Source organism: Castellaniella sp. FW104-7C03 (assembly GCF_040276085.1).
GTDB lineage: Bacteria > Pseudomonadota > Gammaproteobacteria > Burkholderiales > Burkholderiaceae_B > Castellaniella.
Genome location: NZ_JBELOK010000006.1, coordinates 111,064 through 135,577, shown reverse-complemented (window position 1 = coordinate 135,577; position 24,514 = coordinate 111,064). Strand labels below are relative to the sequence as shown.

General features: G+C 58.7%; 25 protein-coding genes. 7 read left to right on the top strand and 18 right to left on the bottom strand.

Annotated elements, in window-relative coordinates:
• Window positions 1-31: 31 nt before the first annotated feature.
• The 4 genes from acs to ABS758_RS09095 all read right to left on the bottom strand — a co-directional run bounded on the left by acs (window position 32) and on the right by ABS758_RS09095 (window position 6,260).
• Entirely contained in the window at window positions 32-2,011 is a 1,980-nt protein-coding gene (gene acs, locus ABS758_RS09110) for an acetate--CoA ligase (protein ID WP_350382119.1), read from the bottom strand.
• Between the two features lie 73 nt (window positions 2,012-2,084).
• Window positions 2,085-3,416 carry an MFS transporter gene (locus tag ABS758_RS09105; RefSeq protein WP_350382120.1) on the bottom strand — a complete coding sequence of 444 codons (1,332 nt, stop codon included), beginning with the start codon at window positions 3,414-3,416 and terminating at the stop codon, window positions 2,085-2,087.
• Between the two features lie 2 nt (window positions 3,417-3,418).
• Entirely contained in the window at window positions 3,419-5,305 is a 1,887-nt protein-coding gene (locus tag ABS758_RS09100) for a propionate--CoA ligase (RefSeq protein ID WP_350382121.1), read from the bottom strand.
• Window positions 5,306-5,450: 145 nt separating this feature from the next.
• Window positions 5,451-6,260: a tRNA threonylcarbamoyladenosine dehydratase gene (locus ABS758_RS09095; RefSeq protein ID WP_350382122.1), complete on the bottom strand. Its 810-nt coding sequence runs from the start codon at window positions 6,258-6,260 to the stop codon at window positions 5,451-5,453.
• Between the two features lie 73 nt (window positions 6,261-6,333).
• Here ABS758_RS09095 and ABS758_RS09090 point away from each other — a divergent pair, with 73 nt between their 5' ends.
• From ABS758_RS09090 to purU, 4 genes are read left to right on the top strand one after another with little or no spacing between them, the layout of a single operon-like run.
• Window positions 6,334-6,984: a gamma-glutamylcyclotransferase gene (locus tag ABS758_RS09090; protein ID WP_350382124.1), complete on the top strand. Its 651-nt coding sequence runs from the start codon at window positions 6,334-6,336 to the stop codon at window positions 6,982-6,984.
• Window positions 6,985-6,993: 9 nt separating this feature from the next.
• Window positions 6,994-7,626: a pyridoxamine 5'-phosphate oxidase gene (gene pdxH / locus ABS758_RS09085; RefSeq protein ID WP_350382125.1), complete on the top strand. Its 633-nt coding sequence runs from the start codon at window positions 6,994-6,996 to the stop codon at window positions 7,624-7,626.
• 5 nt (window positions 7,627-7,631) lie between these two features.
• Window positions 7,632-8,162: a flavin reductase family protein gene (locus tag ABS758_RS09080; RefSeq protein WP_350382126.1), complete on the top strand. Its 531-nt coding sequence runs from the start codon at window positions 7,632-7,634 to the stop codon at window positions 8,160-8,162.
• A 5-nt stretch (window positions 8,163-8,167) separates the two neighbouring features.
• Window positions 8,168-9,016, top strand: coding sequence for a formyltetrahydrofolate deformylase (purU, locus tag ABS758_RS09075; protein ID WP_350382127.1), 849 nt, complete (start codon window positions 8,168-8,170; stop codon window positions 9,014-9,016).
• Window positions 9,017-9,086: 70 nt separating this feature from the next.
• Here the strand turns inward: purU and ABS758_RS09070 are convergent, their stop codons facing one another.
• The 7 genes from ABS758_RS09070 to mog form a co-directional block, all read right to left on the bottom strand.
• Window positions 9,087-9,536, bottom strand: coding sequence for a MaoC family dehydratase (locus ABS758_RS09070; protein ID WP_350382128.1), 450 nt, complete (start codon window positions 9,534-9,536; stop codon window positions 9,087-9,089).
• A 111-nt stretch (window positions 9,537-9,647) separates the two neighbouring features.
• A complete protein-coding gene (locus ABS758_RS09065) occupies window positions 9,648-10,667 on the bottom strand; it encodes an L-threonylcarbamoyladenylate synthase (protein ID WP_350382130.1) in 1,020 nt (339 codons plus the stop codon).
• Entirely contained in the window at window positions 10,660-11,841 is a 1,182-nt protein-coding gene (locus ABS758_RS09060) for a 5-(carboxyamino)imidazole ribonucleotide synthase (protein WP_350382132.1), read from the bottom strand. Before ABS758_RS09060 ends, ABS758_RS09065 begins: the two co-directional genes overlap by 8 nt.
• A complete protein-coding gene (gene purE / locus ABS758_RS09055; RefSeq protein WP_350382134.1) occupies window positions 11,841-12,359 on the bottom strand; it encodes a 5-(carboxyamino)imidazole ribonucleotide mutase in 519 nt (172 codons plus the stop codon). The genes ABS758_RS09060 and purE overlap by 1 nt, the downstream gene beginning before the upstream one ends.
• Window positions 12,356-13,243: a phosphoribosylaminoimidazolesuccinocarboxamide synthase gene (locus ABS758_RS09050; RefSeq protein WP_350382136.1), complete on the bottom strand. Its 888-nt coding sequence runs from the start codon at window positions 13,241-13,243 to the stop codon at window positions 12,356-12,358. The genes purE and ABS758_RS09050 overlap by 4 nt, the downstream gene beginning before the upstream one ends.
• A gap of 6 nt (window positions 13,244-13,249) precedes the next feature.
• Complete coding sequence (gene fba / locus ABS758_RS09045) at window positions 13,250-14,314, bottom strand: class II fructose-bisphosphate aldolase (protein ID WP_350382137.1); 1,065 nt, start codon at window positions 14,312-14,314, stop codon at window positions 13,250-13,252.
• Window positions 14,315-14,384: 70 nt separating this feature from the next.
• Window positions 14,385-15,026, bottom strand: coding sequence for a molybdopterin adenylyltransferase (gene mog, locus ABS758_RS09040; RefSeq protein ID WP_350382138.1), 642 nt, complete (start codon window positions 15,024-15,026; stop codon window positions 14,385-14,387).
• 67 nt (window positions 15,027-15,093) lie between these two features.
• Here mog and ABS758_RS09035 point away from each other — a divergent pair, with 67 nt between their 5' ends.
• Window positions 15,094-15,930 (top strand): TOBE domain-containing protein, encoded by an 837-nt coding sequence (locus ABS758_RS09035; RefSeq protein ID WP_350382139.1) that lies wholly within the window; start codon window positions 15,094-15,096, stop codon window positions 15,928-15,930.
• 30 nt (window positions 15,931-15,960) lie between these two features.
• Here ABS758_RS09035 and ABS758_RS09030 read toward each other — a convergent pair whose 3' ends face one another.
• Genes ABS758_RS09030 through modA form a run of 3 tightly spaced genes read right to left on the bottom strand, consistent with a single transcriptional unit; the run spans window position 15,961 to window position 18,158 of the window.
• Window positions 15,961-16,668 (bottom strand): sulfate/molybdate ABC transporter ATP-binding protein, encoded by a 708-nt coding sequence (locus ABS758_RS09030; protein WP_350382141.1) that lies wholly within the window; start codon window positions 16,666-16,668, stop codon window positions 15,961-15,963.
• The gene (gene modB, locus ABS758_RS09025; protein WP_350382142.1) at window positions 16,665-17,351 is read right to left on the bottom strand and encodes a molybdate ABC transporter permease subunit; all 687 of its coding nucleotides are present in this window, start codon (window positions 17,349-17,351) and stop codon (window positions 16,665-16,667) included. Before modB ends, ABS758_RS09030 begins: the two co-directional genes overlap by 4 nt.
• Window positions 17,352-17,408: 57 nt before the next feature.
• A complete protein-coding gene (gene modA, locus ABS758_RS09020) occupies window positions 17,409-18,158 on the bottom strand; it encodes a molybdate ABC transporter substrate-binding protein (RefSeq protein WP_350382144.1) in 750 nt (249 codons plus the stop codon).
• Window positions 18,159-18,291: 133 nt separating this feature from the next.
• Between modA and xerD the strand changes: the two genes are divergently transcribed.
• On the top strand, window positions 18,292-19,203 hold the full coding sequence (gene xerD, locus ABS758_RS09015; RefSeq protein ID WP_350382285.1) for a site-specific tyrosine recombinase XerD: 912 nt from the start codon (window positions 18,292-18,294) through the stop codon (window positions 19,201-19,203).
• A gap of 23 nt (window positions 19,204-19,226) precedes the next feature.
• Entirely contained in the window at window positions 19,227-19,718 is a 492-nt protein-coding gene (locus ABS758_RS09010; protein WP_350382146.1) for an aminoacyl-tRNA deacylase, read from the top strand.
• Here ABS758_RS09010 and ABS758_RS09005 read toward each other — a convergent pair whose 3' ends face one another.
• Genes ABS758_RS09005 through ABS758_RS08990 form a run of 4 tightly spaced genes read right to left on the bottom strand, consistent with a single transcriptional unit; the run spans window position 19,719 to window position 24,451 of the window.
• Window positions 19,719-20,591: an endo alpha-1,4 polygalactosaminidase gene (locus tag ABS758_RS09005; protein WP_350382148.1), complete on the bottom strand. Its 873-nt coding sequence runs from the start codon at window positions 20,589-20,591 to the stop codon at window positions 19,719-19,721.
• Entirely contained in the window at window positions 20,584-21,960 is a 1,377-nt protein-coding gene (gene pelG, locus ABS758_RS09000; protein WP_350382149.1) for an exopolysaccharide Pel transporter PelG, read from the bottom strand. Before pelG ends, ABS758_RS09005 begins: the two co-directional genes overlap by 8 nt.
• The gene (pelF, locus tag ABS758_RS08995; RefSeq protein WP_350382151.1) at window positions 21,948-23,513 is read right to left on the bottom strand and encodes a GT4 family glycosyltransferase PelF; all 1,566 of its coding nucleotides are present in this window, start codon (window positions 23,511-23,513) and stop codon (window positions 21,948-21,950) included. Before pelF ends, pelG begins: the two co-directional genes overlap by 13 nt.
• Window positions 23,510-24,451, bottom strand: a complete 942-nt coding sequence (locus ABS758_RS08990) for a hypothetical protein (RefSeq protein WP_350382152.1) — start codon at window positions 24,449-24,451, stop codon at window positions 23,510-23,512. The genes pelF and ABS758_RS08990 overlap by 4 nt, the downstream gene beginning before the upstream one ends.
• Between the last annotated feature and the right edge of the window lie 63 nt (window positions 24,452-24,514).

Here is a 24,514-nt window from a genome sequence, read left to right as displayed (position 1 = left end):
CACTGGATCACAGCGCATCGGTCGACACTCTTTACTGCACCTTGGCCAACTGATCCAGGATGCCAGGATTCTCCAGCGTGGAGACGTCCTGAGTGATGGGCTCGCCCTTGGCGACAACACGCAGCAGACGGCGCATGATCTTGCCCGAACGCGTCTTGGGCAGGTTCTCGCCAAAGCGGATTTCACGCGGCTTGGCAATGGGGCCAATCTCTTTGGCCACCCAATCGCGCAGCAGCTTGGCCATCGCCACCGCATCATCACCGGTTGGCAATGCGCCATTAAGCACCACAAAGGCCACCACGGCCTCGCCGGTTGTATCATCGGGACGACCCACCACGGCGGCTTCTGCCACCAGTTCGTGAGCCACCAGGGCGGATTCGACTTCCATCGTGCCCAAGCGGTGGCCCGAGACGTTCAACACGTCGTCGATACGGCCCATGATCCAGAAATAGCCGTCCTTATCGCGCTGGGCGCCGTCGCCAGCCAGGTAATAGCCTTTGAGTTCTTCAGGGAAATAGGTTTTCTTGAAGCGCTCGGGATCACCCCAGATAGTGCGGATCATTGATGGCCACGGGCGGCGGATGACCAGAAAGCCACCCTTGCCGCGTTCGACTTCTTCGCCGGTTTCATCCACGATGGCGGCATCAATACCGGGCAACGGCAAGGTGCAGGAACCGGGCTTAAGCGGTGTGACGCCCGGCAGTGGTGTGATCATGTGGGCACCGGTTTCGGTTTGCCACCAGGTATCGATCACCGGGCAACGCTGGTTGCCGACATTGTTGTAGTACCACACCCAGGCTTCGGGATTGATGGGCTCGCCCACCGAGCCGATGATGCGCAACGAGGAAAGGTCGTAGGATTTGGGGTGAACCTTGGCATCCGCCTCGGACGCCTTGGTAAGCGAGCGGATGGCCGTAGGCGCTGTGTAGAATACCGACACCTTGTGTTCCTGGATCATCTTCCAGAAACGGCCCGCATCCGGGTAAGTGGGCACGCCCTCGAACACCACCTGGGTAACCCCGGCAGCCAGCGGCCCGTAGGTGACATACGAGTGGCCGGTCACCCAACCGACGTCGGCGGTACACCAGAAGACGTCGTCTGGTTTGGAGTCGAACGTCCATTTCATGGTCATCAAAGACCACAGCAAGAAGCCCGCACTGGAGTGTTGCACGCCCTTGGGCTTGCCGGTTGAACCCGAGGTATACAGGATGAACAGCGGATGGTCTGCATCCACAGGCACGGGCGGGCAATCGGACGACTGCCCCTTGATCACATCGTGCCACCAGAGATCGCGGCCGGCATCCCACTGCACATCAGAGCCGGTGCGCTTGTAGGTAATAACCTTGCGCACGGCCTCGCATCCGCCCATGGCAATGGCCTCATCCACGGCATTCTTTAACGCGATGGCCTTGCCGCCGCGCATCTGTGCATCGGCCGTGATAATCAGCGTGGCGCCGACGTCGACGGTACGCTCGTGGATGCTCTTGGCCGAGAAGCCGCCAAACACCACCGAATGAATGATGCCCAGGCGTGCGCAGGCCTGCATGGCCACCACCGCCTCGATGGACATCGGCAGGTAGATGACGGCGCGCTCGCCCTTCTTGAAGCCCAGCGATTTGATCGCATTAGCAAACTGCGACACGCGAGCGTGCAGTTCTTTATAGGTAATTTTGGTGACGGCACCGTCGTCCGCCTCGAAAATCAGGGCCACCCGATTCTCGGCCGGTGTACCCAGATGTTTATCAAGACAGTTGGCCGAGACATTGATCTGGCCATCCGGGTAAAACTTATAGAAGGGCTTGTTGGATTCGTCCAGCACCTGGGTAAAGGGTTTCTCCCAGATCAGGTTCTCCGTGGCCAGACGGGCCCAGAACGCGTTTGGATCCCGATTGGCCTCGTCGCACAGGGCTTTATAGCCTTCCATCCCAGACACATTGGCCTGCTTGACCAAGTCTGCCGGTGGCGGAAAAACACGGTTTTCTACCAGTATGGATTCAATCTCCGTAGCCATTGCGCTCGCTCCTTTTGTTTGATGTGGTGACATCATGTTTGAATTGTGTTCTGTGTACCGTACTGCACGAGTCTTACTTGACCCTGACAAATGCAACCGCCTGATTGCCTGCATCCCGGTCACGTTGGCCCCGGGCAAAATCCAGCCCTGCCAGTATCCATAGGCCCAGCATAAAAAATATACCGGTGGCCAGCAAAGCCACCCGGTGGTTGCCACCCGTCAGCCACACTAGCACGCCATAGGTAAGCGGGCCCACGACTGCCGCCAACTGAACTGCAAATGTCCAGAGTGCGAAAAACTCAGCCGGACGATGGACAGGGGCCAACACGCCAACCATGGCACGCCCGGCACTTTGGCTGGTGCCCATGCACAAACCTGCCAGTGCCGCTGCCAACCAGAACACCGCCAGTGTCTGGGTGGCACTTGCCAGCAGCACCATGACAATCCACCCCACCAAGGTGATGGCGAGTGCACGCTTGTGGCCGATGCGATCCTGCACATAACCAAAGGCAAACGCCCCAGCTGCCGCAGCGATATTGACCAGAAACACCAGCAGCATGGTGTGCTGCATGTCAAACCCCATCACCTCAGTAGCATAGACTGCGGACAAGGTAATAACCACGGTGATCCCTGCCTGATAGCAGGCAATACACAGCAGCAGCCGCTGAAAATCTGGGAAATCACGCCGGGTTTCTTGCCAGGCAGCGCGCAACTGGGCAAAAACGGGTTGTGCCGGAGGTGCTGCCTGCCTATGTTTGGGCTCGCGCAGCCACACAAACGAGGGAAGCGACGCCAAGGCAAACAGAACCGCGGTGAGCAGCATGATCCAGGGCACGTAATCGGGGGCAGACAAGCCCCGCGCCCCGGCAGTGCTGGCCACCCACAAGGCCAAGCCCAACGCCAGCATGCCACCAAAATAGCCAAAGCTCCAGCCCCAGCCGGACACCCGGCCCATGGACTCCGGGCGCGCCAAGGATGGTAGAAAAGAAGCCACGGTGGACTCGCCCACACAATAAAACACGTTGGAGGCCGCCAGCCAGAATAAGCCCCAGGCAATGGCGCCGGGCCCCACAGTGGCCAGGACGGCCGTGGCCAACACACAGCCTACAGTGCTGGTAAACAAAAGCCGCCGGTGCCCCGCCCGGGCATCGGCCCGGGCACCCAGAGAGGGCATGGCCAACATCACAATCAGATAGGACGTGGATAAGGCCGCGGTAAGCGCTAGCGTGCCCCAGGCGTGCCCCGCCGCCACCACGCCCACAAAATAGGCGTTAAAGACCGTGGTGAGCACCACCGTGGTGTAGCCCGAGTTGGCAAAATCGTACATGGCCCACGACCAGAGCTCCCGCCGCCGCACCCCCGGATGCAATGCCCCCCCAGCCACCGCATCCTTTACTCGACCCATGATTACAGCGCCGCGCGGATTTGTTCCAGAGCGCTGGGATCTTCGATGGTGGTGAGATCGCCAGGATCCCGGCCTTCGCACAAGGCCACGATGGCGCGGCGTAGCACCTTGCCGGAACGCGTTTTGGGCAGGTTGGTGACGAACAGGATGCGGGCCGGCCGTGCCACCGGGCCGTTACGCTCTTCGATGACATGTTTGATTTCGGCCTCGAGACGATCCCGGCTGCCTGGCTCATCGAGCATGGCGGGGTTGCGCAGTACGGCAAACCCCATGGCCACTTGCCCCTTGGTCTCATCAGCAACCCCCACCACGGCAGACTCGGCCACGGCGGCATGGGTGTTGACGGATTCTTCGATCTCGCGAGTGCCCAGGCGGTGCCCGGCGACATTGATGACGTCGTCGGTACGCCCGAGAATGAACCAATAGCCGTCCTTGTCCACCAGCCCCCAGTCGAACGTAGAATAGGTAAGCCGGCCTGGGAAGGACTCGAAATAGGTTTTGACAAAGCGCTCGTCGTTGCGCCAGATGGTGCTTAAGGCACCGGGCGGCAGGGGTGGCTGGATGGCCACCACGCCTTTTTCGTTGGGGCCGCAATCCTGGCCTGTGGCCTCGCTAACCACCCGGACATCAAAACCAATGACAGGCACCGAGGGGCTGCCAAAGCGCAGGGGGATTTCTTCGATGCCTGGCTGGGCAGACAAAATGGGCCAACCGGTTTCCGTTTGCCAGTAGTTGTCGATAACCGGCTTATCCAGGGCCTCGGAAAGCCACTGCCCAGTGAGTTCATCCAGTGGTTCACCCGCCAGGTAAATGCGATCCAGGCTGGAGAGGTCGTGCTTGGTAAGCAAGGCTGGGTCGTGCTTTTTAAGCACCCGGATGGCCGTGGGCGCACAAAACAGTGCGCTGACACGATAGGTTTCGATAATGCGCCACAAAATGGCCGCATCCGGACGCACGGGCGTGCCTTCGTACATCACCGTGGCCTGGCCGTTAAGCAGTGGGCCGTACACCACATACGAGTGCCCCACCACCCAGCCTACGTCGCTGGCTGAAAAATAGACGTCTCCAGGCTTGCCCCCAAAGATGTACTCCATCGAGGCACACAGGGCCACCGCGTAACCACCGACATCTCTTTGCACACCCTTGGGGTTTCCGGTGGTGCCGGAGGTGTACAGGATATAGCTGGGCGCGTTGGATTCAAGCCATACCACCGGCACCTGCACGTCCAGATGGCGGGCTCGCAAAGTGGCGTAATCGAGATCGCGCCCCTCAGTCAGTTGCATGGGCACCAGGTTGCGATCCACCAGCACCACGTGCTCGGGCGCATGGGCGGATTGTTCGATAGCCTTATCCAGCAGCGGCTTGTAGGGAACCGGCCGCCCGCCGCGTGAACCCGCATCGGTGGAAACAATGACTTTGGGCTCGGCGTCGTCGATGCGTTGCGCAAGATTGTGCGCTGCAAACCCACCAAACACGACCGAATGAACCGCCCCGATACGCGCACAGGCGAGCATGAAAAATGCAGCCTGGGGAATCATGGGCAGATAGATGAGGACACGATCACCCTGCTGGACGCCCAGACTTTGCAGAATCGCTGCTGCTGCGTTGACCTCTTGGGAAAGCTGCGCCCGGGTATAGACGATTTCTTTGTCGACCTCGGTGGAGACCCAGATGAGGGCAGGCTGATCCGCCTGGGTATCCAGCCAGCGATCGACTGCGTTATAGCAAAGGTTGGTGCGCCCGCCCACAAACCACTGCGCAAACGGCGGCCGGGAATAATCCAGCACCTGGGAGAACGGGGTTTCCCAGTGAATCCGCCGGGCTTCCTGAGCCCAGAAGGTTTCCCGATCCTGTATCGATTGGCGATGAACCTCGCGGATTTTCTGCATGATGTCTGTCTCCTGGTCGTCCTGCTACCCGAGCATCCTGCCAGACACCCGTAATGCGGACGTATCTTGAATGGTTTTGGTGCCAACATGCTACACCAGCCTCGACCGTACTGCGGAATCCTGACATAGGGCTTACACAGGGGGCTTAGCCGGCCAGACAGCGTTCCAGTGCCCAGTTGGCGGCAGCCAGCCCCATTGTGGCTGTGACAGTAACGCTGGACCCATACCCGGCGCACGACAGGCCCTGCGGCGCGGTTGCCGTCCAGGCCTCAGGCAAACGCACAGACTGCTCGAACCAGAGGCACTGAACTTTCATGCGCGGCACCCGCTGCTTAGGTTTGCCGCCGGCAACCCCACCCTTAGGATAGCCATGCTGCTGACGCAGAGTTTGCCGGATACGTCCCAGCAAGGCATCGTGGACAGCCTCGGAGAGATCACCTGCCCGCAGACTAAGCGGATCAGTTTTGCCCCCCGCCCCGCCGCAACACAGCATGGGCCAGGCGCTGGTGCGCGCCTGGAGAATCATGGCGATCTTGGCGGACACCTGGTCCGTGCAGTCGATCAGTACCCCGGAGGGATGATCCGCCAGAATGGACTGGATATTGCCGGCATCCACAAAATCATCAACCTCGGTGATCTGGCACGCTGGATTGATATCGCGCACCCGTGCGGCCATCGCAGCCACCTTTGAGGCCCCCAGGGTGCTGCCCAGCGCATGCACCTGCCGATTGATGTTGGATTCGGCGATGTGATCGAGATCCACCAGCGTCAGATGCCCGATCCCGGATCGTGCCAGCGCCTCGGCGCACCACGAGCCCACCCCACCAATGCCCGCCACCACTACATGGTGTTGGGCAATGGATTGCCACGCACCCGCGCCGTACAGCCGATCAAGGCCGGAAAACCGGCGATCGAGGTCTGGAGTGGTGAGATCAGAAGAAGATGAATCAAACATGGGAAGCAGGAAATTAATGATCGTCCTCTACAATACAATAAGATGCATAGCCCACTGATGATGTGTTAGCCCTGTGAATGCCTTTTCCCCTCAGATCCCACACCAGCCGCCGCACCCCGATGCGCTGCAGCTGCGAGACGACGCCTGGCACCAGGCATCCATCCGGGAAACCCTGCAGCACTGGGATAAACGATCCGACCTCTGGGTATTTGGCTACGGCTCGCTCATCTGGCGCCCCGAATTCAACTTCCTCGAGGCACGCCAGGCCAGAATTCACGGCTACCATCGCGCACTTTGCCTGTGGTCACGCATCAATCGGGGTACGCCGCAGCAGCCAGGGCTGGTTTTTGGCCTGGATCTGGGTGGCTCTTGCACCGGCCGGGCGTTTCGGATTGCGGCAGAGCAAATACCCGACAGCATGTTGGCTCTCTGGAAACGCGAAATGCCCAGTGCCTCGTATATTCCACGATGGCTGTCGTGCCATACGGATGCGGGTGTGGTGCCCGGCCTGGTTTTCACCATGGACCGCCAGGATAACGGCTATGTCTCCGGCCTCAGCCTCGAGCAAACGGTAGCAGCGGTGCTGCGCGGGCACGGACGCTATGGCGCATGCACTGACTATGTCTTGCAAACCGCCCATGCACTCGACGCAGCGGGCATCCCCGATCGCCGGCTCAAGACAATTACCCAAGCCCTACAGGCGTCCATCCCCTCTTTTGTATAAACAGGCACCATGTCCATCGCCGATATCCGCCAGACCTACCAAAAATTTGAACTGCTCGAATCTACCGCTGCGGCAGATCCCTACACCCAGTTCGATCAATGGTTTCAGCAGGCTCTGCACAGCGAAGTGCATGAGCCCACTGCCATGACACTGGCTACGGCAGATTGTTCCGGCAGGCCGTCGGCCCGTATCGTGCTGCTGAAGGGCTTCGACACCCAGGGCTTTGTGTTTTACACCAATTACCAGTCGCGCAAGGGACAAGAATTAAACACCAATCCGCATGCCAGCTTGCTGTTTTTCTGGCCCGAACTTGAACGGCAGGTACGCATCGAAGGCATGGTCAGCCAGGTGGCAGCAGCCGAATCCGATGCCTACTTTGCCAGCCGGCCGCTGGGCTCCAGGATTGGCGCCTGGGCATCTCCTCAAAGCCAACCCATCACCCACGAGGCGCTGGCGCAGCGAGCCAACGATCTGGCGCAAGCGCTGGGAGATCAGCCCCCCAGGCCCCCTCACTGGGGCGGATACCGGATACAGGCCAACCACATCGAGTTCTGGCAAGGGCGTCCCTCACGGCTGCACGACCGCCTGGTTTATGATCTGGATGACACCCAACATTGGCAATTGACACGCCTGGCCCCCTGATTGCCATGACATCACACCCTCAGTCTCCTGATTTTCCGTCCTTGTATTTTCGTTCTGCACTTGGCCGTTTTCCTACCGGCGTCACCATTATTACAGCCGAACACCCCGACACTGGACTGCCCCTGGGCCTGACCATCAGCTCGTTTTCGTCGGTCTCGCTCGAGCCACCCATGGTGCTGTGGTCTTTGGTGGAGACAGCGGTCTCCCTGCAGGCATTCCTGGCGCTGGATCGTTATGTGATCCACGTGCTGTCGGCCAGCCAGATCGATCTGGCACGCCGCTTTGCCAAGGGCCCACACGCCGAGCGCTTTGCCGGCCAGGCGCTGGAGCGTGCCCCCAACGGCACCCTGATGCTGGCAGACAACCGTTGCGCGGCCTGGTTTGAGTGCCACAACACCCAGCACCATCAAGCGGGCGATCACACCATTTTTGTGGGCCGGGTAGAGCACTGCCAACGGCAATTGCTTTCTCCGCTCATCTATCACGCGGGCGACTTCGACCTGACTCAAGGCAGCGAACCCCTGTCTCGCAACTGAACCGTATGCACGATTACATTCTGACGCTCTCGTGCCCAGATCGCATGGGCATTGTCCATACTGTCAGCAGCTGGCTGCTGACGCACCATGGCAATATTGTTCACGCACAGCAGTTTGGCGACGTGGACAGCCAGCAGTTTTTCCTGCGCGTGCACTTTTCTCTGCCGCAGGACGCCGACCTGGGCATGTTGCAAGCAGACTTTGCGCCCATCGCCGAGCGCTTCGACATGCAGTTTGATTTTCATGACACCCACCGCAAGGCACGCCTGCTGGTGCTGGTCAGCCGCCAGGGCCACTGCCTGAACGACTTGCTGTTTCGGGTGCACAGCGGGCAGATGCCTGCGGAGATTGCCGGAGTAGTATCCAACCACGAAGACTTCAGAAGCCTGGCCGAAGCCAACGGGCTGCCGTTTCACTACTTGCCGGTGTCCGCAGACACCCGTACTACCCAAGAGCAGCAGATCCTTGATTTATGCACCCAGGAGCGTGTGGATCTGGTGGTGCTGGCACGTTATATGCAGATTTTATCGGCGAATCTGTGCCAGGCACTGTCTGGCCGCGCCATCAATATCCACCACAGCTTTTTGCCCGGATTCAAAGGCGCGCGCCCGTATTATCAGGCCCATGCCCGCGGCGTAAAAATTATTGGCGCCACCGCACACTACGTGACGCAAGACCTGGATGAGGGCCCGATCATCGAGCAGGATATCGAGCGCGTTGACCACGCCATGAACCCGAAAGACCTGACCCGTATCGGCAGTGATATTGAATCCGTGGTGTTGTCCAGGGCCGTGCGCTGGCACGTCGAACATCGCATCTTGCTAAACGGCCGGCGCACGGTGGTGTTTCGGTAAACACTACAAGGCACCCCAGGCCTGTGCAATACGCAATCGGCCTGGCTGCCGCGCAGGCAGGCAAAGAGAATCAGTGTGAAGTGGGGAGTTCGAGCTCGAACAGGCTGGTGACTTCAACTTCGAGCACCTGAGCCTTGTCCTGGTTGAACAAACGCCATGTCCAGCGGATGATACCGAGATCTTCACGCGAAGAAGACACCCGTTTGGAGTCGACCGTGGCTTCGAGGCTGAGTTGATCGCCGGCACGCACAGGCACCATCCAGCGCAGGCGCTCGAGGCCGGGAGAACCGAAGGATTCGGAGTCGTGCAGGATGCCGTCAACCGCCATGCGCATGGCCACACCACACGTCATCCAGCCACTGGCAATCAATCCACCCCAGCGGCTGTCTTTGGCACGCTCCGGGTCGACATGAAACCATTGAGGGTCGTAGGCCCGGGCAAAGGCCAGCATTTCAGCCTCGTCCATGGTGACAGGCCCCTGGTGGATCACCATCCCGGGTTCGAGTTCCTTGAATTTCATAATACTGTCCGACAATCGCCGGCAATCAAAAAGGAATAATCAGCCAGTTTAACCGCTTCTGGGTGGCAGGCCCGTGCCTTGCCGTTTACCGCAACGCGGGCATCTGGCGCATCAGCCGGAAAACGCTGCAGCCGCCCGCCCGATACGATCGTTGACGCCTTGCCAGATGGCATCATTCGGGGGACGTTGGAGCAAAATCTGGCTATAGCCCGCCGCATCGAGTTCACGCAGCAAGGCATACAAGCGCCGGGCATACTGGACAGGATCGGTCGGTAAAACCACCCAATCCACCCCGGCAGGGGCAGGCCCCGGAGCCTCATCCAGCACCACGGCAGCGACACGCCGGCCCGCCCGATGATGCTGATCCAGCCAGGCAGGCAAAGCAGGCAAATCCAGTAAAACCAGCGGCGTGTAGGGCGCGTAATGCGCCTTCAGAGACCCGGATACCCGTGGCGCCGCTGCATCTGGCAAGGCAGGGAGATCACCCAGTATCTCAGCCAACTGGTAAATATTGATTTGTCCCGGGCGCAGCAAGGTGGGGCCAACGCCCTTGTCCAGCCGCGAAAGATCAAGAATGGTGGATTCGATCCCGATCTGGGAGTCGCCACCTTCGATCACCAGCAAGGCCTGATCATCGAGATCCGGAAACTCCTGGTGCACGTGTTCTGCGCGCGTGGGCGATACATGGCCAAACTGATTGGCAGAGGGCGCCGCCACCCCGCCACAGCCATGCGGCTTCAGTGACGCAAAGATGTGCAAAAGCGTTTGTGCCACCGGATGGGCGGGGCATCGCAAACCGATGCTCTCTTGCCCACCACTGACAGCATCCGGGATATGTGCCGCACGCGGCAGAATCAGCGTCAGGGGCCCGGGCCAAAACGCCGCCATCAACTGCCTGGCCTGCAGCGGCAATTGGGCCGCCCAATATGCGGGGTCGGTATCGGGTGCCAGATGCACAATCACTGGATGATTGGCCGGCCGCCTTTTGGCCTGGTAGATGCGCGCCACAGCTTGCGGGTTTTCGGCATCCGCGCCCAGGCCATAGACGGTTTCGGTGGGAAAAGCCACCAGGCGCCCCTGACTAAGCCGGTGGGCGGCTTCGAGGATCCTGGCCTGGGTAGACTCAGGCATCAGGCAAACCCAGAACCGAACACACCCGCCCAATGCGCGCCTGCAACTCAGACGCTGTTGCACCGACGATATTGATATGCCCCATCTTGCGGCCCGGGCGTGCCTCTGTTTTGGCATACAGGTGCAGGCGGGTGCCAGGGATCTCAAGGACCCCGGCCCAATCGGGCTCGCGCTGCGCGCCCTGGGCATCAAACCACAGATTACCCAGCAAATTAAGCATGGCTACCGGGCATAGCGTATCGGTAACTCCCAGTGGCAAACCGGCCATGATGCGGGCCTGCTGCTCGAACTGGCTGACAAGGCAACCGTCTTGCGTATAGTGGCCACTGTTGTGTGGCCGGGGCGCGATTTCGTTGGCAAGCACCGAACCCTCTTGCAGGATGAAGAATTCGACGCACAAGATGCCGTGATAATCCAGGTGATCCGCCACGCGCAACGCATACTGGCGCGCCTGATCTGCCACCGCTGCCGGCACCGACCCATCCACCACCGAAAGGGCAAGAATGCCATCATGATGGCTGTTGCGCGACGGCGGGTACGTGACAGTGAGGCCATCCAGCCCACGGGCCACCACCACCGAGATTTCGTAATCGAGCGGCTGCAAGGCCTCTAGCACGCACGCCACACCTTTAAGGGCCTTGAAGGCAGCATGTGCCTGGGCACGTGTTTGCACACGTACCTGGCCCTTGCCGTCGTAGCCCAGGCGGGCGGTCTTGAGAATGCCGGGAAACAGCGCATCCGGGCAGGTATCAAGATCGGCCATCTGCAGCACTGCAGCATGTGGTGCCACGGGCACCTGGGCTGCCTGCAACCAGGATTTTTCGACCACGCGATCTTGCGTAATGGCCACGGCGTCTCCGGACGGCGTGGTGCGGCAGGATGCTGCCAAACGGCGCAGGCTGTCGGCCGGTACGTTTTCAAACTCGGTGGTAACGGCCACACATTGCGCCGCCAGTTGATCGAGTGCGGCCGCATCATCGTAAGCAGCGCACAGGTGCGCATCGGCCACCATGCCTGCCGGCGAACTCTGCGCAGGATCGAGCACCATCACCCGATACCCCATCGCCTGCGCCGACTGGCAAAACATCCGGCCCAATTGGCCACCACCCAGCACACCCAGCCAAGCGCCAGGATTTGCCATCACGTTACGGCTGGCAGCAGCTTGACCCGCCATTACGAGACCTCGGGAGGCACAACCATGGCGCGTGCCGTTTGTGTCTGACGTGCACGAAACTGCTGCAGATGCTGCAGCAGTTTGGCGTCTGTCATGGCCAGGTTGGCCACCACGTGCAAGGCGGCATTTGCTGCGCCGGATTCACCGATGGCAAAGGTGCCCACGGGCACGCCGCGTGGCATCTGGACGATGGACAAGAGGGAGTCCTGGCCCCGCAGATAGCGGGATGGCACGGGCACACCAAACACCGGCACGGGCGTGAGTGCTGCCATCATGCCTGGCAAATGTGCAGCCCCCCCTGCCCCTGCAATGATGGCACGCAGACCACGTGCCAGGGCCTGGGCGCCATAATCGGCCATCTCCTGAGGCATGCGGTGAGCAGACACGACGCGGGACTCGTAGTGAATCTGGAACTCGTCGAGCACAGCGGCTGCATGCTGCATGACATCCCAGTCGCTGGATGAGCCCATGATCAGGCCCACAACCACCGTATCGGCAGCAGCAGTTGGCTGTGTCATTGAGCCCCCTGTGTCAGGCGTGTCTGTGCCTCGAGATATTTTTCGGCGGTGCGTTCAAGCACCTCGGCCGGCAAGCGGGGCGCCGGCGGAGTTTTATCCCATGGCTGGGTTTCCAGCCAGTCGCGGACAAACTGCTTGTCGAATGACGGTGGGCTGATACCCACCGCGTAGCCATCCGCAGGCCAAAAGCGCGAAGAATCCGGCGTCAGGACTTCGTCCATGAGATGCAAGGTGCCTTGCTCGTCCAGACCGAACTCAAATTTGGTGTCGGCAATGAGAATGCCTTGCTGGGCAGCATAGGCAGCGGCTTCGGTGTACAACGCCAGAGTGACACGCCGGATTTCGGCGGCCAGCTCTGCCCCGACCTGAGCCACGACATAGGCGAAATCCACGTTTTCGTCGTGGTGGCCAAACTCGGCCTTGGCCGCCGGCGTGAAAATGGGTTCTGGCAGCTTGTCGGCCTGGCGCAGCCCGGCGGGCAACTGCACACTGCACACGGCACCACTGGCCTGATAGTCTTTCCAGCCAGATCCAATCAGGTAGCCACGCGCCACCGCCTCTACGAGGATGGGATCAAGCCGCTTGACCACCATGGCACGCCCCGCCACCTGGCTGCGCTCGTCGGGGGCAACGACATCTTCGGGGGCAATCCCCGTGAGATGCGTGGGAATCAGATGACCCAAGCGTTTGAGCCAGAACTCGGTAAGCGCAGTGAGTACGCACCCCTTGCCGGGGATGGGGTCGTCGAGAATCACATCGAAGGCCGAGATCCGGTCTGTGGCGACGATCAGGAGTTTGTCTTCGCCCACGGCATACATGTCGCGGACCTTGCCGCGCCCCAGCAGGGGCAGCGACTGTATAGTGGATTGGAGCAAGGCCTTCATGGGGGTTTATTTCACCAATTGCTTGAGATCGCCAGCGGCATAGCGGGCAGCCATGTCGGACAGCGGAATGGCTTTGATCTTGGATGCATGGCCAGCCGTGCCAAATTGCTCGTAGCGGGCAAGGCAAACCTTTTTAGCGGCTTCGCGTGCAGGCTTGAGGTATTCGCGCGGGTCGAATTTGGCTGGATTCTCGGCCATAAAACGGCGGATGGCACCTGTCATGGCCAGGCGGATATCGGTATCGATATTGACCTTGCGCACGCCAAACTTGATGGCCTCTTGAAGTTCTTCGACCGGCACGCCGTAGGTTTCTTTCATGTCGCCGCCAAACTCGCGGATCTCGGCCAGGAGCTCTTGGGGCACGCTGGAGCTGCCATGCATCACCAGGTGCGTATTGGGCAGGCGGGCGTGGATTTCTTTGATGCGTTGCACCGAGAGGATGTCGCCCGTGGGCTTGCGCGTAAATTTATAGGCACCATGGCTGGTGCCCACGGCAATGGCCAGTGCATCCAGCTGGGTTTGTGTGACAAAATCGGCGGCCTGTTCGGGATCGGTGAGCAGTTGCTCGCGCGTCATGGTGCCTTCGGCGCCGTGCCCGTCTTCTTTGTCGCCTTTCATGGTTTCGAGGGAGCCCAGGCAGCCAAGCTCGCCTTCGACGGTAACGCCCAGCTTGTGCGCCATCTGTACCACCTGACGCGTCACGTCCAGGTTGTACTCGTACGACGAAATGGATTTGCCATCCGACATCAGGGAGCCGTCCATCATGACGCTGGAAAAGCCCAGATCGATGGCACCCTGGCACACATCGGGCGACTGCCCGTGGTCTTGGTGCATCACCACCGGAATATGCGGGTAGGTTTCGACGGCGGCTTGAATCAGGTATTTGAGAAAGCCTTCGCCGGCATACTTGCGAGCACCTGCAGAGGCCTGCATGATCACCGGGCTGTCTGTCTGGGCCGCGGCTTCCATGATGGCCTGGACTTGCTCCAGGTTATTGACGTTAAAGGCAGGAATCCCGTAGCCGTGCTCGGCTGCGTGATCCAGGAGTTGACGCATGGAAACCAGGGCCATGACTGGACCTCCAGGTAAAAGGGTGTGAAAAAAGAAATCGGATTGCCCAGATTTTAAGGCGGAACGGGATTTACTGCTGGTTGCCGTCTGTTGCCCGACGTGCCGATTTCGGCCGAAAGGATTTCACGATCCCAGGATGGGTCTCGATATACGGCCCACCGATCAAGTCCAGGCAATAGGGCACGGCGGCAAACACCCCCGCCACCTGCACCGCCCCCGATGCATCGCGCAGGCCCTCAAGGGTTTCGCGAATGGCTTTTGGCTGGCCGGGCAAATTGATGATCAGGGCCGCGTGATCTGCACTTTCGCGGATGACCGCGACCTGGCGCGACAAAATGGCCGTGGGCACAAACTTGAGACTGACCTGGCGCATTTGCTCGGCAAACCCGGGCATCTCGCGGCTGGCCACATCGAGCGTGGCCTCAGGGGTCACATCCCGGCGCGCCGGCCCCGTCCCGCCCGTGGTCAGCACCAGATCGCACCTGGCTTCATCCACCAGCTCGCGCAGCGTGGCGGCAATACCGTCGCGCTCGTCGGGAATCAGGCGCGACACAATTTGCGGCGCGTGAGTCAGCACTTGGCCAAGCCACTCGGTGAGCGCCGGGATGCCTTGATCCTGATACACACCCGAAGAAGCACGATCAGACACCGACACCAGACCCACAATCAGATCATCCGGATGACGGCGCCGCAAGGGAAACGACTGAGACATGAGATTGGCACCAGAACAGCAATAAATGGGGATATTTTAGGGTACCTTGTACAGGTACACTGCGGATATGCACGACACCCCCCCCTCTCCCGAACTCAGCGCCACCTTCAGCTTGCGCAACGGCGACCAAAGCTGGGGGTCCGAGCGTCGCATGGCCCTGCTGGCGGCGATTGGCACTGAAGGCTCCATCAGCGCAGCAGCCCGCAAGATCGGCCTGAGCTACAAGGCCGCCTGGGATGCAGTGGATATCATGAACAGTGTGTCGGGCGACGTGCTGGTTGAGCGCGTCACGGGTGGCAAGCGCGGAGGGGGTGCACAACTCACCCCCCGGGCCCAAAAGCTGCTTGCCTGGTACCAGGCCGTACAGGCAGAGCACCAACGTTTCATGGATGTGCTGTCACGATTTGGCCCCGACAGCGTGCGCCATATGGATCTTTTGCACAGCATGGCGCTGCAGACTTCGGCCCGCAACCGCTTCGAGGGCCATGTCAAAGCCATTTTCCGGCAAGGCGTCAACGATGTAATCGAGCTCGAAATCGCGCCCTCTGTGGTGCTGAAAGCCACCCTCACACATGCCAGCACCGGGCGTCTGGCCTTACGCACCGGCAGACGCGCCCTGGCCTTCATCAAAGCCCAGGCGGTTACCATCACACCGCTTGCAGACACCCCACCCACGCTGGCGGCAGACACCACCACGCGGTGGCTGGGCCATCTGATCCACACCGAGGCAGACCCCACCCTGCGGGAAATCACACTGGAAATCACCCCGGGCATCCAGGTTACGGGGCTGGCTGCCGCCTCCGCGGCTACTCAAGGTTTGCCTGCTTCTGCGCCATTGCCATCGGGCAGCCAGGCCCAGGCCCTGTTTCAGGCCAGCGACGTGTTGTTGGGCACGCTCGACTGATCATCGACCAAACGGCTGGTTCCTTACGGCTCAAGAAGCAGCAGGCAAGACCGGCGATGTGCCCACGACAGCACCGTGCTCAATACGAAACACCTGATCGGCCAGGGCATCAACATCTGCCTGATCATGCGTAATCAGGATGGTGGGGATACCAATATCTCGCTGCAATTGGGCCAGCTCGCGGCGCATCTGCACCCGCAAACCCATATCCAGGGCAGACAAGGGCTCATCCAGCAGCAACAGGCTGGGGCCGGTTGCCAGCGTACGGGCCAGGGCCACGCGCTGGCGCTGCCCGCCTGACAACTGGCCGGGATACCGGTCAAGCAGATGCCCCAGCTGAAACGCCTGCACCCAGCGCTGTGCCTGCGCGGGCAGCACCCGTACACGCCCCCAGGGCCGGGCTGGCCAGTTGCGCCAGCCGGTACGCAGTCCAAACGCGATGTTCTGGCAGACCGTGAGATGAGGGAACAGCGCGTAATCCTGAAACAGATAGCCTAGATGACGTTGCGGCGGGGGCACATTGATATGCGTCGCATGATCAAACAACACACGGCCATCCACCACAATGCGGCCCTCATCGGGGCGCAGCAGGCCTGCAATGGCCTGCATGGTCAGGCTCTTGCCCGCGCCCGACGGGCCAAACAGGGCTACACGACGCGCATCGGTGTGCCAGGCTGGTTGCAATAAAAACCCATCGGCGCCACCCACCTGGCAGCGCAACGCCACAGACAGGCTCATGCGGATCTCCTGCCCGGATGGCGACGCCCACTGGGCACCAGCCACGCCGCCAGGCACAGCACCACTACACAAGTCACCGAAGTGACCAGCACCAGGATATTGGCGGCGTCATCGTTGCCTGCCTGCACAGCCTCGTAGATGGCGATAGAGAGCGTTTGCGTTTTTCCAGGGATGTTTCCGGCAATCATCAAGGTGGCACCAAATTCGCCCAACGCACGGGCAAAGGCCAGCAACACCCCGGCCAAAATGCCCCGTGCCGCCAAGGGCAGGCTGACCCTAAAAAAGACCGCAGCCGGCGACAAGCCCAGCACGGCAGCCGCTTGCTCCAGCCGGGCATCGACCTCCAGAAAGGCTGCGCGTGCAGCCTTTAGCACCAGAGGAAACGCCACCAATGCGGCAGCAATCACGGCCCCTTGCCAGGTAAAGACCAGGCTGATGCCATGCGATTGCAGCCAGCCACCCAACCAGCCACGCCGGCCCAGCAGCACCAGCAAATAATATCCAATGACCGTGGGCGGCAGCACCATGGGCAAGGTGAGCAGCGCATCCACCACATCGCTCCAGCGGGATGGCCAGCGCGACAGGCCGTAGGCCACCGCAATCCCGGCCACGGTAGCTACTACGGTGGCCCAGCCGGCCACCTTCAGCGATAAAAGAAGGGGTACCCAGAGATCCGTATTCATAACCGCATCCGGTCATCATCCATGCACACTGCCGACATATGCCTCTGCCCCAACTACTTAGGGCCTGGAGAAGCCATACTGGGCCAACACGGCCTGCCCCGTATCGGACAGCACAAACTGCAGAAAGCTTTCGGCCTTGGCCGCGCGATCAGGACGCTGCACCAGGGCAATGGGATACACCACGGGCACGGGCGTCTGCACGGTCTGAACCACCTTTACCTTGTCTTTCATGATTGCCGCATCCGTGGCAAACACAAAGCCGGCATCCACTTCGCCACGTTCGACGTAGCTCAGTACCTGGCGCACATTTTGCCCAAGAATCTCGTGGGCCCGAACGCCATCCCACAGCCCTGCTTTTTGCAGTGCAGCCTGGGTATACCGGCCCACTGGCACCGAGGCCGGGTTGCCCAATGCAATGCGATGAATATTTGTGCCGGCCAGGTCCTGCAACGAGGTAACGCCTGCAGGATTATCGCGTGGCACCACCAACACCAGTTGGTTGCGTACAAAATCAGTGCGGGAAGCCGGGTCAATCGCCTTGCCCCGGGCCGCTTTGTCCATGGCCTTTTGATCCGCGGAGGCAAAGACATCCGCAGGGGCGCCCTCGAGAATTTGGCGTAGCACCACGTCAGACGCACCAAAGCTGGTGCGCACAACCGTATTCGGATGGGCGACCTGATACTGCGCTGCCAAAGCAGTGAAGGCCTGTGTAAGGCTCGATGCTGCCGACACCAGAATTTCATCCGCCATGGCGGGCGGCAAAAAGGCGGACAGCACCCCTGCGAGGACAAGACGGCGGCACCACATGAGCGCACTTCCCAGGTTTCAGCAACGCTGGTTATCGTAATATATATAGGTATATTACGCAATGAGCCGCTGAAGCGGGTCAGGTAGAATGAAAACCGTGGTTGCGCGTAACCTCCCCAATCCTGACGCGGACATGCTTAAACCGCCCTCTCCCTCTCCCTTTCCTGTCATCGATACTTTTCTGGACGCCCTCTGGCTGGAAGACGGCCTGGCAGGCAACACCCTGAGCGCCTACCGGCAAGATCTCACAGCCTTTGCCTCCTGGCTGCAAGCAGAACAGGGCTGCCCGCCAGAGCAAGCCAGCCAGCACCATATCCAAAGTTGGCTGGCTGCCCAGCACCAACACAGCAAAGCCAGTACGGCAAACCGCCGCCTGGCGGCACTGCGCCGGTTTTATATCTGGGCCCTGCGCAGCAATCTGTGTCACGAAGACCCTTGTCTGGGCCTGCACAGTGCACGGCAACCCGCCCGGTTTCCCAAGACTTTGTCTGAAGCACAGGTGGATGCCCTGCTGGAAGCCCCCGATGTCGAAGCCACACTGGGCTTGCGCGACCGTGCCATGCTGGAAACCCTGTATGCCACCGGCCTGCGCGTCAGCGAGCTGGTAAACCTGAGTGTGCAAAACACCAGCCTGAATGAAGGCGTGGTGCGGGTAGTGATGGGCAAAGGCGCCAAAGACCGCCTGGTGCCTTTGGGCGAGGAAGCCTTGTACTGGATTGATCGCTACCTGGCAGACAGCCGCCCTGCAATCCTGGGGGCACGGCTCTGCGATGCACTGTTTGTGACTGCGCGCGGCGCAGCCATGACCCGCCAGGCCTTTTGGCTGTTGATTCGCAAGTACGCCCAGCAGGCCGATATCCACGCGCCGCTATCACCACATGTATTGCGCCACGCATTTGCCACCCATCTGCTGAATCACGGCGCTGATTTGCGCGTGGTGCAAATGCTACTGGGCCACGCAGATATTTCCACCACGCAAATCTATACTCACGTTGCCCGCGAGCGCCTTAAAACCTTGCACGCCCAGCATCACCCCAGGGCCTGAAGCCTTCTGACCATACCTCCGCCATGAGCAAATCCCGGCATACCTCAGAAACACCCGCCACCCACTGGTTGCGCCAGCAAAAGATCCCCTTTGGCGAGCACCCCTACGAATACGTGGATCACGGCGGCGCACGCGAGGCCGCACGCCAACTGGAGGTGCCCCTGCACCAGGTGGCCAAGACCCTGATCATGGAAGACGAGCAGGCACATCCCCTGGTTGTCCTGATGCACGGCGATTGTGAAGTCTCCACCAAAAACCTGGCACGCCAGATTGGCGTCAAGAAGGTAGCGCCTTGCACGCCCGACACCGCCCAGCGCCACTCGGGCTATCAGGTGGGTGGCACCTCGCCCTTTGCCACGCGCAAACGCATGCCCGTATGGGTAGAGCGCAGCCTGCTGGATTACGATGTGGTGTACCTGAACGGTGGCCGACGCGGCTACCTGATCAGCGTGCCCTCAGCGGTGTTACGTGACGCACTGCAGGCAAAACCTGTGGATGTGGCGCTGGGGGAATGATTAGGGCAGCATATTCAGATTAACGTGCTGCAAGTGCCCGTCGCCCACGTAAGGAATCAAACCATGCGATCTTATTTTTCGGCTGGTCTGCTGCGTGCACTCTTTATCGTTTGGCGGACAATAGTCAATTGAAATAACAGGCAAGCCATAGCTTTTGGCTTTGGCTGCCTGACCCAGCAACCAGGCACGATCTGGCTCGGGCACCGTAACATACCTGCTGGCAGCCTGATCCCAGCCGCTGTAAAGAGATTCAAACGCAACGGCATCAATCTGGTTATGTATATCCGGCAAGAGTTCAAAGCCACGATTCAAAATTAATATCGCTTTAGGCCGGGCACGACGCAAGGCACGAATCGTCCGAACTAAACCTTGACGCTGACGCTCGAGCACGGCAGGATCTTTACTGACCAATTGGTATGAATCAAGCGTATCAAGGAAAAGACCTTGATAACCTTGGCGCCACAAAGGCGTCGCCACTTGATTCACTAAAAATTTGGGCCAGTCCGGTGCAGATTGATCCACAACAACAGAGTGCCACACATCGTTTTTACCAAGATGCCACGTTTGCGGCATCCGGGAATAATAAGGCCTCGAATCCAGGACCTCGCCCACACTGACATAAGCCAGCCACCGCGTTGTGCCCTGGTGCGGTGGCCCCTTCGGATGAGCATCGGGCTCAAGTACCGCAACCGCAAATCTTGACAGGGCTTGAACCGGTGTATCTGACCCGTAATAAAACACAATGCTGGAGATATCGCTTGCCACAGCCCGGCCCAGGCCGCAACACAGCACCACGGGAACCCACAAGATGCCTCGGGTGGCTTTGCGCAAAAAAGACTGGATATTTTTACACATAGATGCCATCTCAGCCATACGCCTGCATCATGTACGTCCGAAACTGTAACTTCGCAAAGCAGCGATCCAGGCTATAGATAGAAACCACCACCATCACCAGCATGGCACCGGCATAGCCCAGGCCATAAGAGGTAGGTCCCAAGTACAGCGTCAAGACGGTGAAGACAATGTTCAGCAGCAAAAAAAGACCGCTAAGCCACAATACAATATCTCGCCGATCCAGATAGAAAAAGATGTTTAAGGTGCCTAAAAACAGAACCTGCAAGGCTGCGGCCACTACATCAATCTGCAGCAAGGGCATATATAAGGTGGAGATCCCTAAAGCATTTAGGAGGTTTTCTCCAAATACCATCACCAACAAACACACCAGGATCTGAATCTTCAAGATCTCATAAAGACCTTCACGGGCGCTACGCACCATCCCCGCATGTTTGGCATCGATATCCTCCAACGAGCCACCACCTAGAACCGCTGAATAAAACGCATGATGCTGGTCCACGAAATCAGTTTCAATACGCAAAAGAAACATCGCCATCCCTGGAATGATCGACAAGTACGCCAGGAAAATCGGAATATCGTAGATCAGGGATGCGCGCAAAGGGCCAATCACCGATTGGCCGGCAGCCGAATACCAGAAAATAAATTTATCTGCCCAGATTCCAAGATTAAAGAAAATACCAACAAAAACTAGACTGACATACAACTTGCGCCACTGAAAAAACTCGCCACTTAGATAGTGTTCTGAGCGGTAGTTTTGCCAGATCAAGCCGTTCGCACCCAACAACAATATTGCGTGCCCAATAACAAAACCTGTCAACAAGCCCTCGGCACCATAATGAAGCAGGCTTACAGAACCCACGACGGTTATCCCATAGCCCATAGCAAATACCAGCAGAATCGCTCGATATTGTTTGATACTCGCGAGAAAAATAACTGCCATCCAGATATTGCCCAAGATGACAAAGCCCATCAACATCAATAGCCGGTAAATAAGAGACTGCCCTGTAAATACCGTAAACATCAGCGCAACGCCCAACACCCCACTCAGCATTGTTACGGCCAGACACACGGCGTTATACGATGGCAGAACCCACTCATCATGTTTTTCAAAAATAAGGTCTGATATATAACGTGTAAACGCCAATTGAAAACCGCCAGAGACGATTAGGCTACCCGCCATCAGGTAAGTGACAGACACCTGAAACTGCGTAACATCTGAAGGGGGCTGTACAAGTGAAGTGGTTAACAAACCAATCAGGAGAATACCGAGAATCGAGAGGATAAACGGCCCAGAGCTGATCAGCCCCGCATAAAAATACGCACGAACAGTACTGCCCAAGCTGTCCTTGGCCAGGATCTTGCGCAGCTCAAACCCTATTCCGGCCATATAGCCCCCTTAGCCACATGGCCCTCTGCCGCTCCTGCCAACAGGTGTTTGTACAGTTGATCATACGTATTGATCATCTGCCGGCGCGAGTAGTAACGCTCTACGCGTGCGATCCCTGCCACACGTGCAGCGCGCCAGGAGTCTGGGCTGGATAACAATCCCAGACATGCTTGAGCAAGGCCTGAAGGATCTGCCAGCTGCACAACATGGCCAGACACACCCAGTGCGCGGTCTTCAGGGCCAGAGCCTTCGATTAGTTCACGGCAGGCACCAACATCCGTCGACACCACTGGAACACCTGCCGCATACGCCTCGAGAATCACCAGCGGCAAGCCTTCGCTGATGGAACTCAACACAACAAGCCCAACCAAAGGAAGAATTTCACGTACATCCCGAAACCCAAGAAAATGCACCCGATCCTGCAGTTCTAGCGTAGCAACCAGCGATCTGCACTCCTCCACATAATCAGGGTCTTCATCTTCTGGCCCAACAATCCAACCTTGGACATCCGGTTGTGTACGCGCTGCAATAAACACAGCACGAATAAATGTCCTGATATCCTTGATGGGAACCACTCTACCGATTAAAGCCAGCACCGGGGGTATCTCTATTGGCCGCTGCTGACGCAAGGCCAGATACCGATCAATCTCGATTCCGTTGGGAATAACCTGTGTTTTCTCAGGTGCCGCACCATCTTGCACCTGGCGACGACGATTTTCTTCAAACAGAGCAGACACCACGCTGGCCGCGTCATAGGCCATCGTTCCCAATGTCCGAAAAAACCGCATCCAGAGCGCCTGGAAATAAGGAATTTGTACGACATTACGTTCAAGCAAAGAGCGATTATCGCGAATCCACGCACTTTGAAACAGATCGATCTGGCGCTCTTTGGTGTAAATTCCGTGCTCGGACAGCAATAATGGGGTTTTCCGGCATGCCTGCATCAATGCGCCAAAAAAGCCGGCATAACCAGTAGATACTGCATGACACATCGACACTGGAATCATATCTTCAACAGCTCGGATCAATTTCCATAACGGAATATGCATGATGCGAACCGTCCAGAAATAATCAGTAAAAGAAGGATCCGTGCAGTTTTCAAGATACCGTTTGCGAATTTCCTCCCAGGATTGTTGGCCGTGCAAAAATAATTTTTCGGTAACTGGCCCACCTGACGAAATTAGGGGCAAAATATCTTTGAGAGTAGGCGCATCCACAGGTTGTTTATCGCGATAGAAGCCATCGTGAAAGGCTTGTATGGATTGCATCGCATCCACAGGGCAGGAACGCGCTTCCCGCACTGGCATACGGGCACTTTCATCAAAAATGAAAACCTCTCGAAACCAGACGACATTTTCCGGGAGCGGATATCGAGGTGGACCGTAGTCCTGTTTTCTACCGCCAATGAAGAGAATGGCAAACGTATATTGTGGATGAGCTCGCAACAAATCAGCAACCCATGAGGAAACCCCCCCCGCCACATAGGGGAAGGTACCCTCCAGCAGTAGCGCAATATCCGCACGACTGGCTTCTTTTGCAACGACAGGGGTCATAACCAGTACCTCTCCAACGCCTGCATCTGTGCACCGCTGTATGCGGCCTGAAATTTACTCAACCACGCAGGGATCTCGCTGAACCTCCTTTGCATGAAAAGCGCTTCGCTTATCCGTGACGCCAAGCGACTTTCAGACATACCCAATTGCTGAGACGCCCGAAAATGCTCTAGCGCCGCATCAGGAGCGTATTGATATAACATCAACGCACCCAGCAGAAAATGCATACCTGCCAGTTTGGGGTCGATGGACAACGCCTCTTGTGCATGCTCGATGGCGTGCTGAAGGGTGTATTCCTGCATTTCAAGCGGTACCAACCCTTGATAGATCAATTCCCAGTACAGTTCTGCCAGATGTGCGTGATCAATGCCTGCGCGGCGCATTCCGGCGTGTTGCTGCAAGCGCTTATTGGCCGCGGCAATCTGCTGCGTGATGTGCTGCTCACCACGATCACGAATACCGTACGCAAGCAGCCTCACCTCATCTTGCGTATCGCCCAACAGATCTTGAAGCAGTCCGCTGGTCAGGTGTAGCGGCGCAGTGCGAATCGCCATCATCGCCGCCATGCGCTCTTGTACCGGCACCTGGCTATGGCTGGCTTGAGCCCTGGCCCGGGTGGCACCGCCCGGATGAACACGATCCAACAGCTTCGAATCGAATGTTGGCGCACCCACCACCACGGTATTGAGCCGCCGGCTATGCGCAGGCAGCCAACGGGCAAACAGCAGCACTCCGATGATCAACACTTGCCCAGCCACTGGCAAGAAAAAAATCGTTGTTGCATTGGCCAGCAAACCTTTCCAGGCAGGATGCCGCATACGGAGAGGTAGAAGCCCATGAAGACTGGCAGCACTCGATAATGACACCAACACCTGTACAAGCAAAAATACCGCTAAGCGAGGCTCTGGCGGCCAAGGACCAAAAACCAGCAACAGCAACGCCAAACCCTGCAACAGCAACGCCAACCCAGCCAAGCCTACAGCAGCGATGACGCGCCCGAT

Coding starts and splice junctions, on each gene's coding strand:
- purE (WP_350382134.1), bottom strand. CDS start 12,359: ATGACACAGCCAACTGCTGCTGCCGATACGGTGGTTGTGGGCCTGATC.
- pelG (WP_350382149.1), bottom strand. CDS start 21,960: ATGGCCGGAATAGGGTTTGAGCTGCGCAAGATCCTGGCCAAGGACAGC.
- ABS758_RS09100 (WP_350382121.1), bottom strand. CDS start 5,305: ATGCAGAAAATCCGCGAGGTTCATCGCCAATCGATACAGGATCGGGAA.
- ABS758_RS09035 (WP_350382139.1), top strand. CDS start 15,094: ATGCACGACACCCCCCCCTCTCCCGAACTCAGCGCCACCTTCAGCTTG.
- ABS758_RS09070 (WP_350382128.1), bottom strand. CDS start 9,536: ATGAAATTCAAGGAACTCGAACCCGGGATGGTGATCCACCAGGGGCCT.
- modA (WP_350382144.1), bottom strand. CDS start 18,158: ATGTGGTGCCGCCGTCTTGTCCTCGCAGGGGTGCTGTCCGCCTTTTTG.
- ABS758_RS09105 (WP_350382120.1), bottom strand. CDS start 3,416: ATGGGTCGAGTAAAGGATGCGGTGGCTGGGGGGGCATTGCATCCGGGG.
- pelF (WP_350382151.1), bottom strand. CDS start 23,513: ATGACCCCTGTCGTTGCAAAAGAAGCCAGTCGTGCGGATATTGCGCTA.
- ABS758_RS09065 (WP_350382130.1), bottom strand. CDS start 10,667: ATGCCTGAGTCTACCCAGGCCAGGATCCTCGAAGCCGCCCACCGGCTT.
- ABS758_RS09060 (WP_350382132.1), bottom strand. CDS start 11,841: ATGGCGGGTCAAGCTGCTGCCAGCCGTAACGTGATGGCAAATCCTGGC.
- acs (WP_350382119.1), bottom strand. CDS start 2,011: ATGGCTACGGAGATTGAATCCATACTGGTAGAAAACCGTGTTTTTCCG.
- ABS758_RS09050 (WP_350382136.1), bottom strand. CDS start 13,243: ATGAAGGCCTTGCTCCAATCCACTATACAGTCGCTGCCCCTGCTGGGG.
- ABS758_RS09030 (WP_350382141.1), bottom strand. CDS start 16,668: ATGAGCCTGTCTGTGGCGTTGCGCTGCCAGGTGGGTGGCGCCGATGGG.
- ABS758_RS09005 (WP_350382148.1), bottom strand. CDS start 20,591: ATGGCTGAGATGGCATCTATGTGTAAAAATATCCAGTCTTTTTTGCGC.
- mog (WP_350382138.1), bottom strand. CDS start 15,026: ATGTCTCAGTCGTTTCCCTTGCGGCGCCGTCATCCGGATGATCTGATT.
- pdxH (WP_350382125.1), top strand. CDS start 6,994: ATGTCCATCGCCGATATCCGCCAGACCTACCAAAAATTTGAACTGCTC.
- ABS758_RS09010 (WP_350382146.1), top strand. CDS start 19,227: ATGAGCAAATCCCGGCATACCTCAGAAACACCCGCCACCCACTGGTTG.
- modB (WP_350382142.1), bottom strand. CDS start 17,351: ATGAATACGGATCTCTGGGTACCCCTTCTTTTATCGCTGAAGGTGGCC.
- purU (WP_350382127.1), top strand. CDS start 8,168: ATGCACGATTACATTCTGACGCTCTCGTGCCCAGATCGCATGGGCATT.
- ABS758_RS09095 (WP_350382122.1), bottom strand. CDS start 6,260: ATGTTTGATTCATCTTCTTCTGATCTCACCACTCCAGACCTCGATCGC.
- xerD (WP_350382285.1), top strand. CDS start 18,292: ATGCTTAAACCGCCCTCTCCCTCTCCCTTTCCTGTCATCGATACTTTT.
- fba (WP_350382137.1), bottom strand. CDS start 14,314: ATGGCCCTGGTTTCCATGCGTCAACTCCTGGATCACGCAGCCGAGCAC.
- ABS758_RS09080 (WP_350382126.1), top strand. CDS start 7,632: ATGACATCACACCCTCAGTCTCCTGATTTTCCGTCCTTGTATTTTCGT.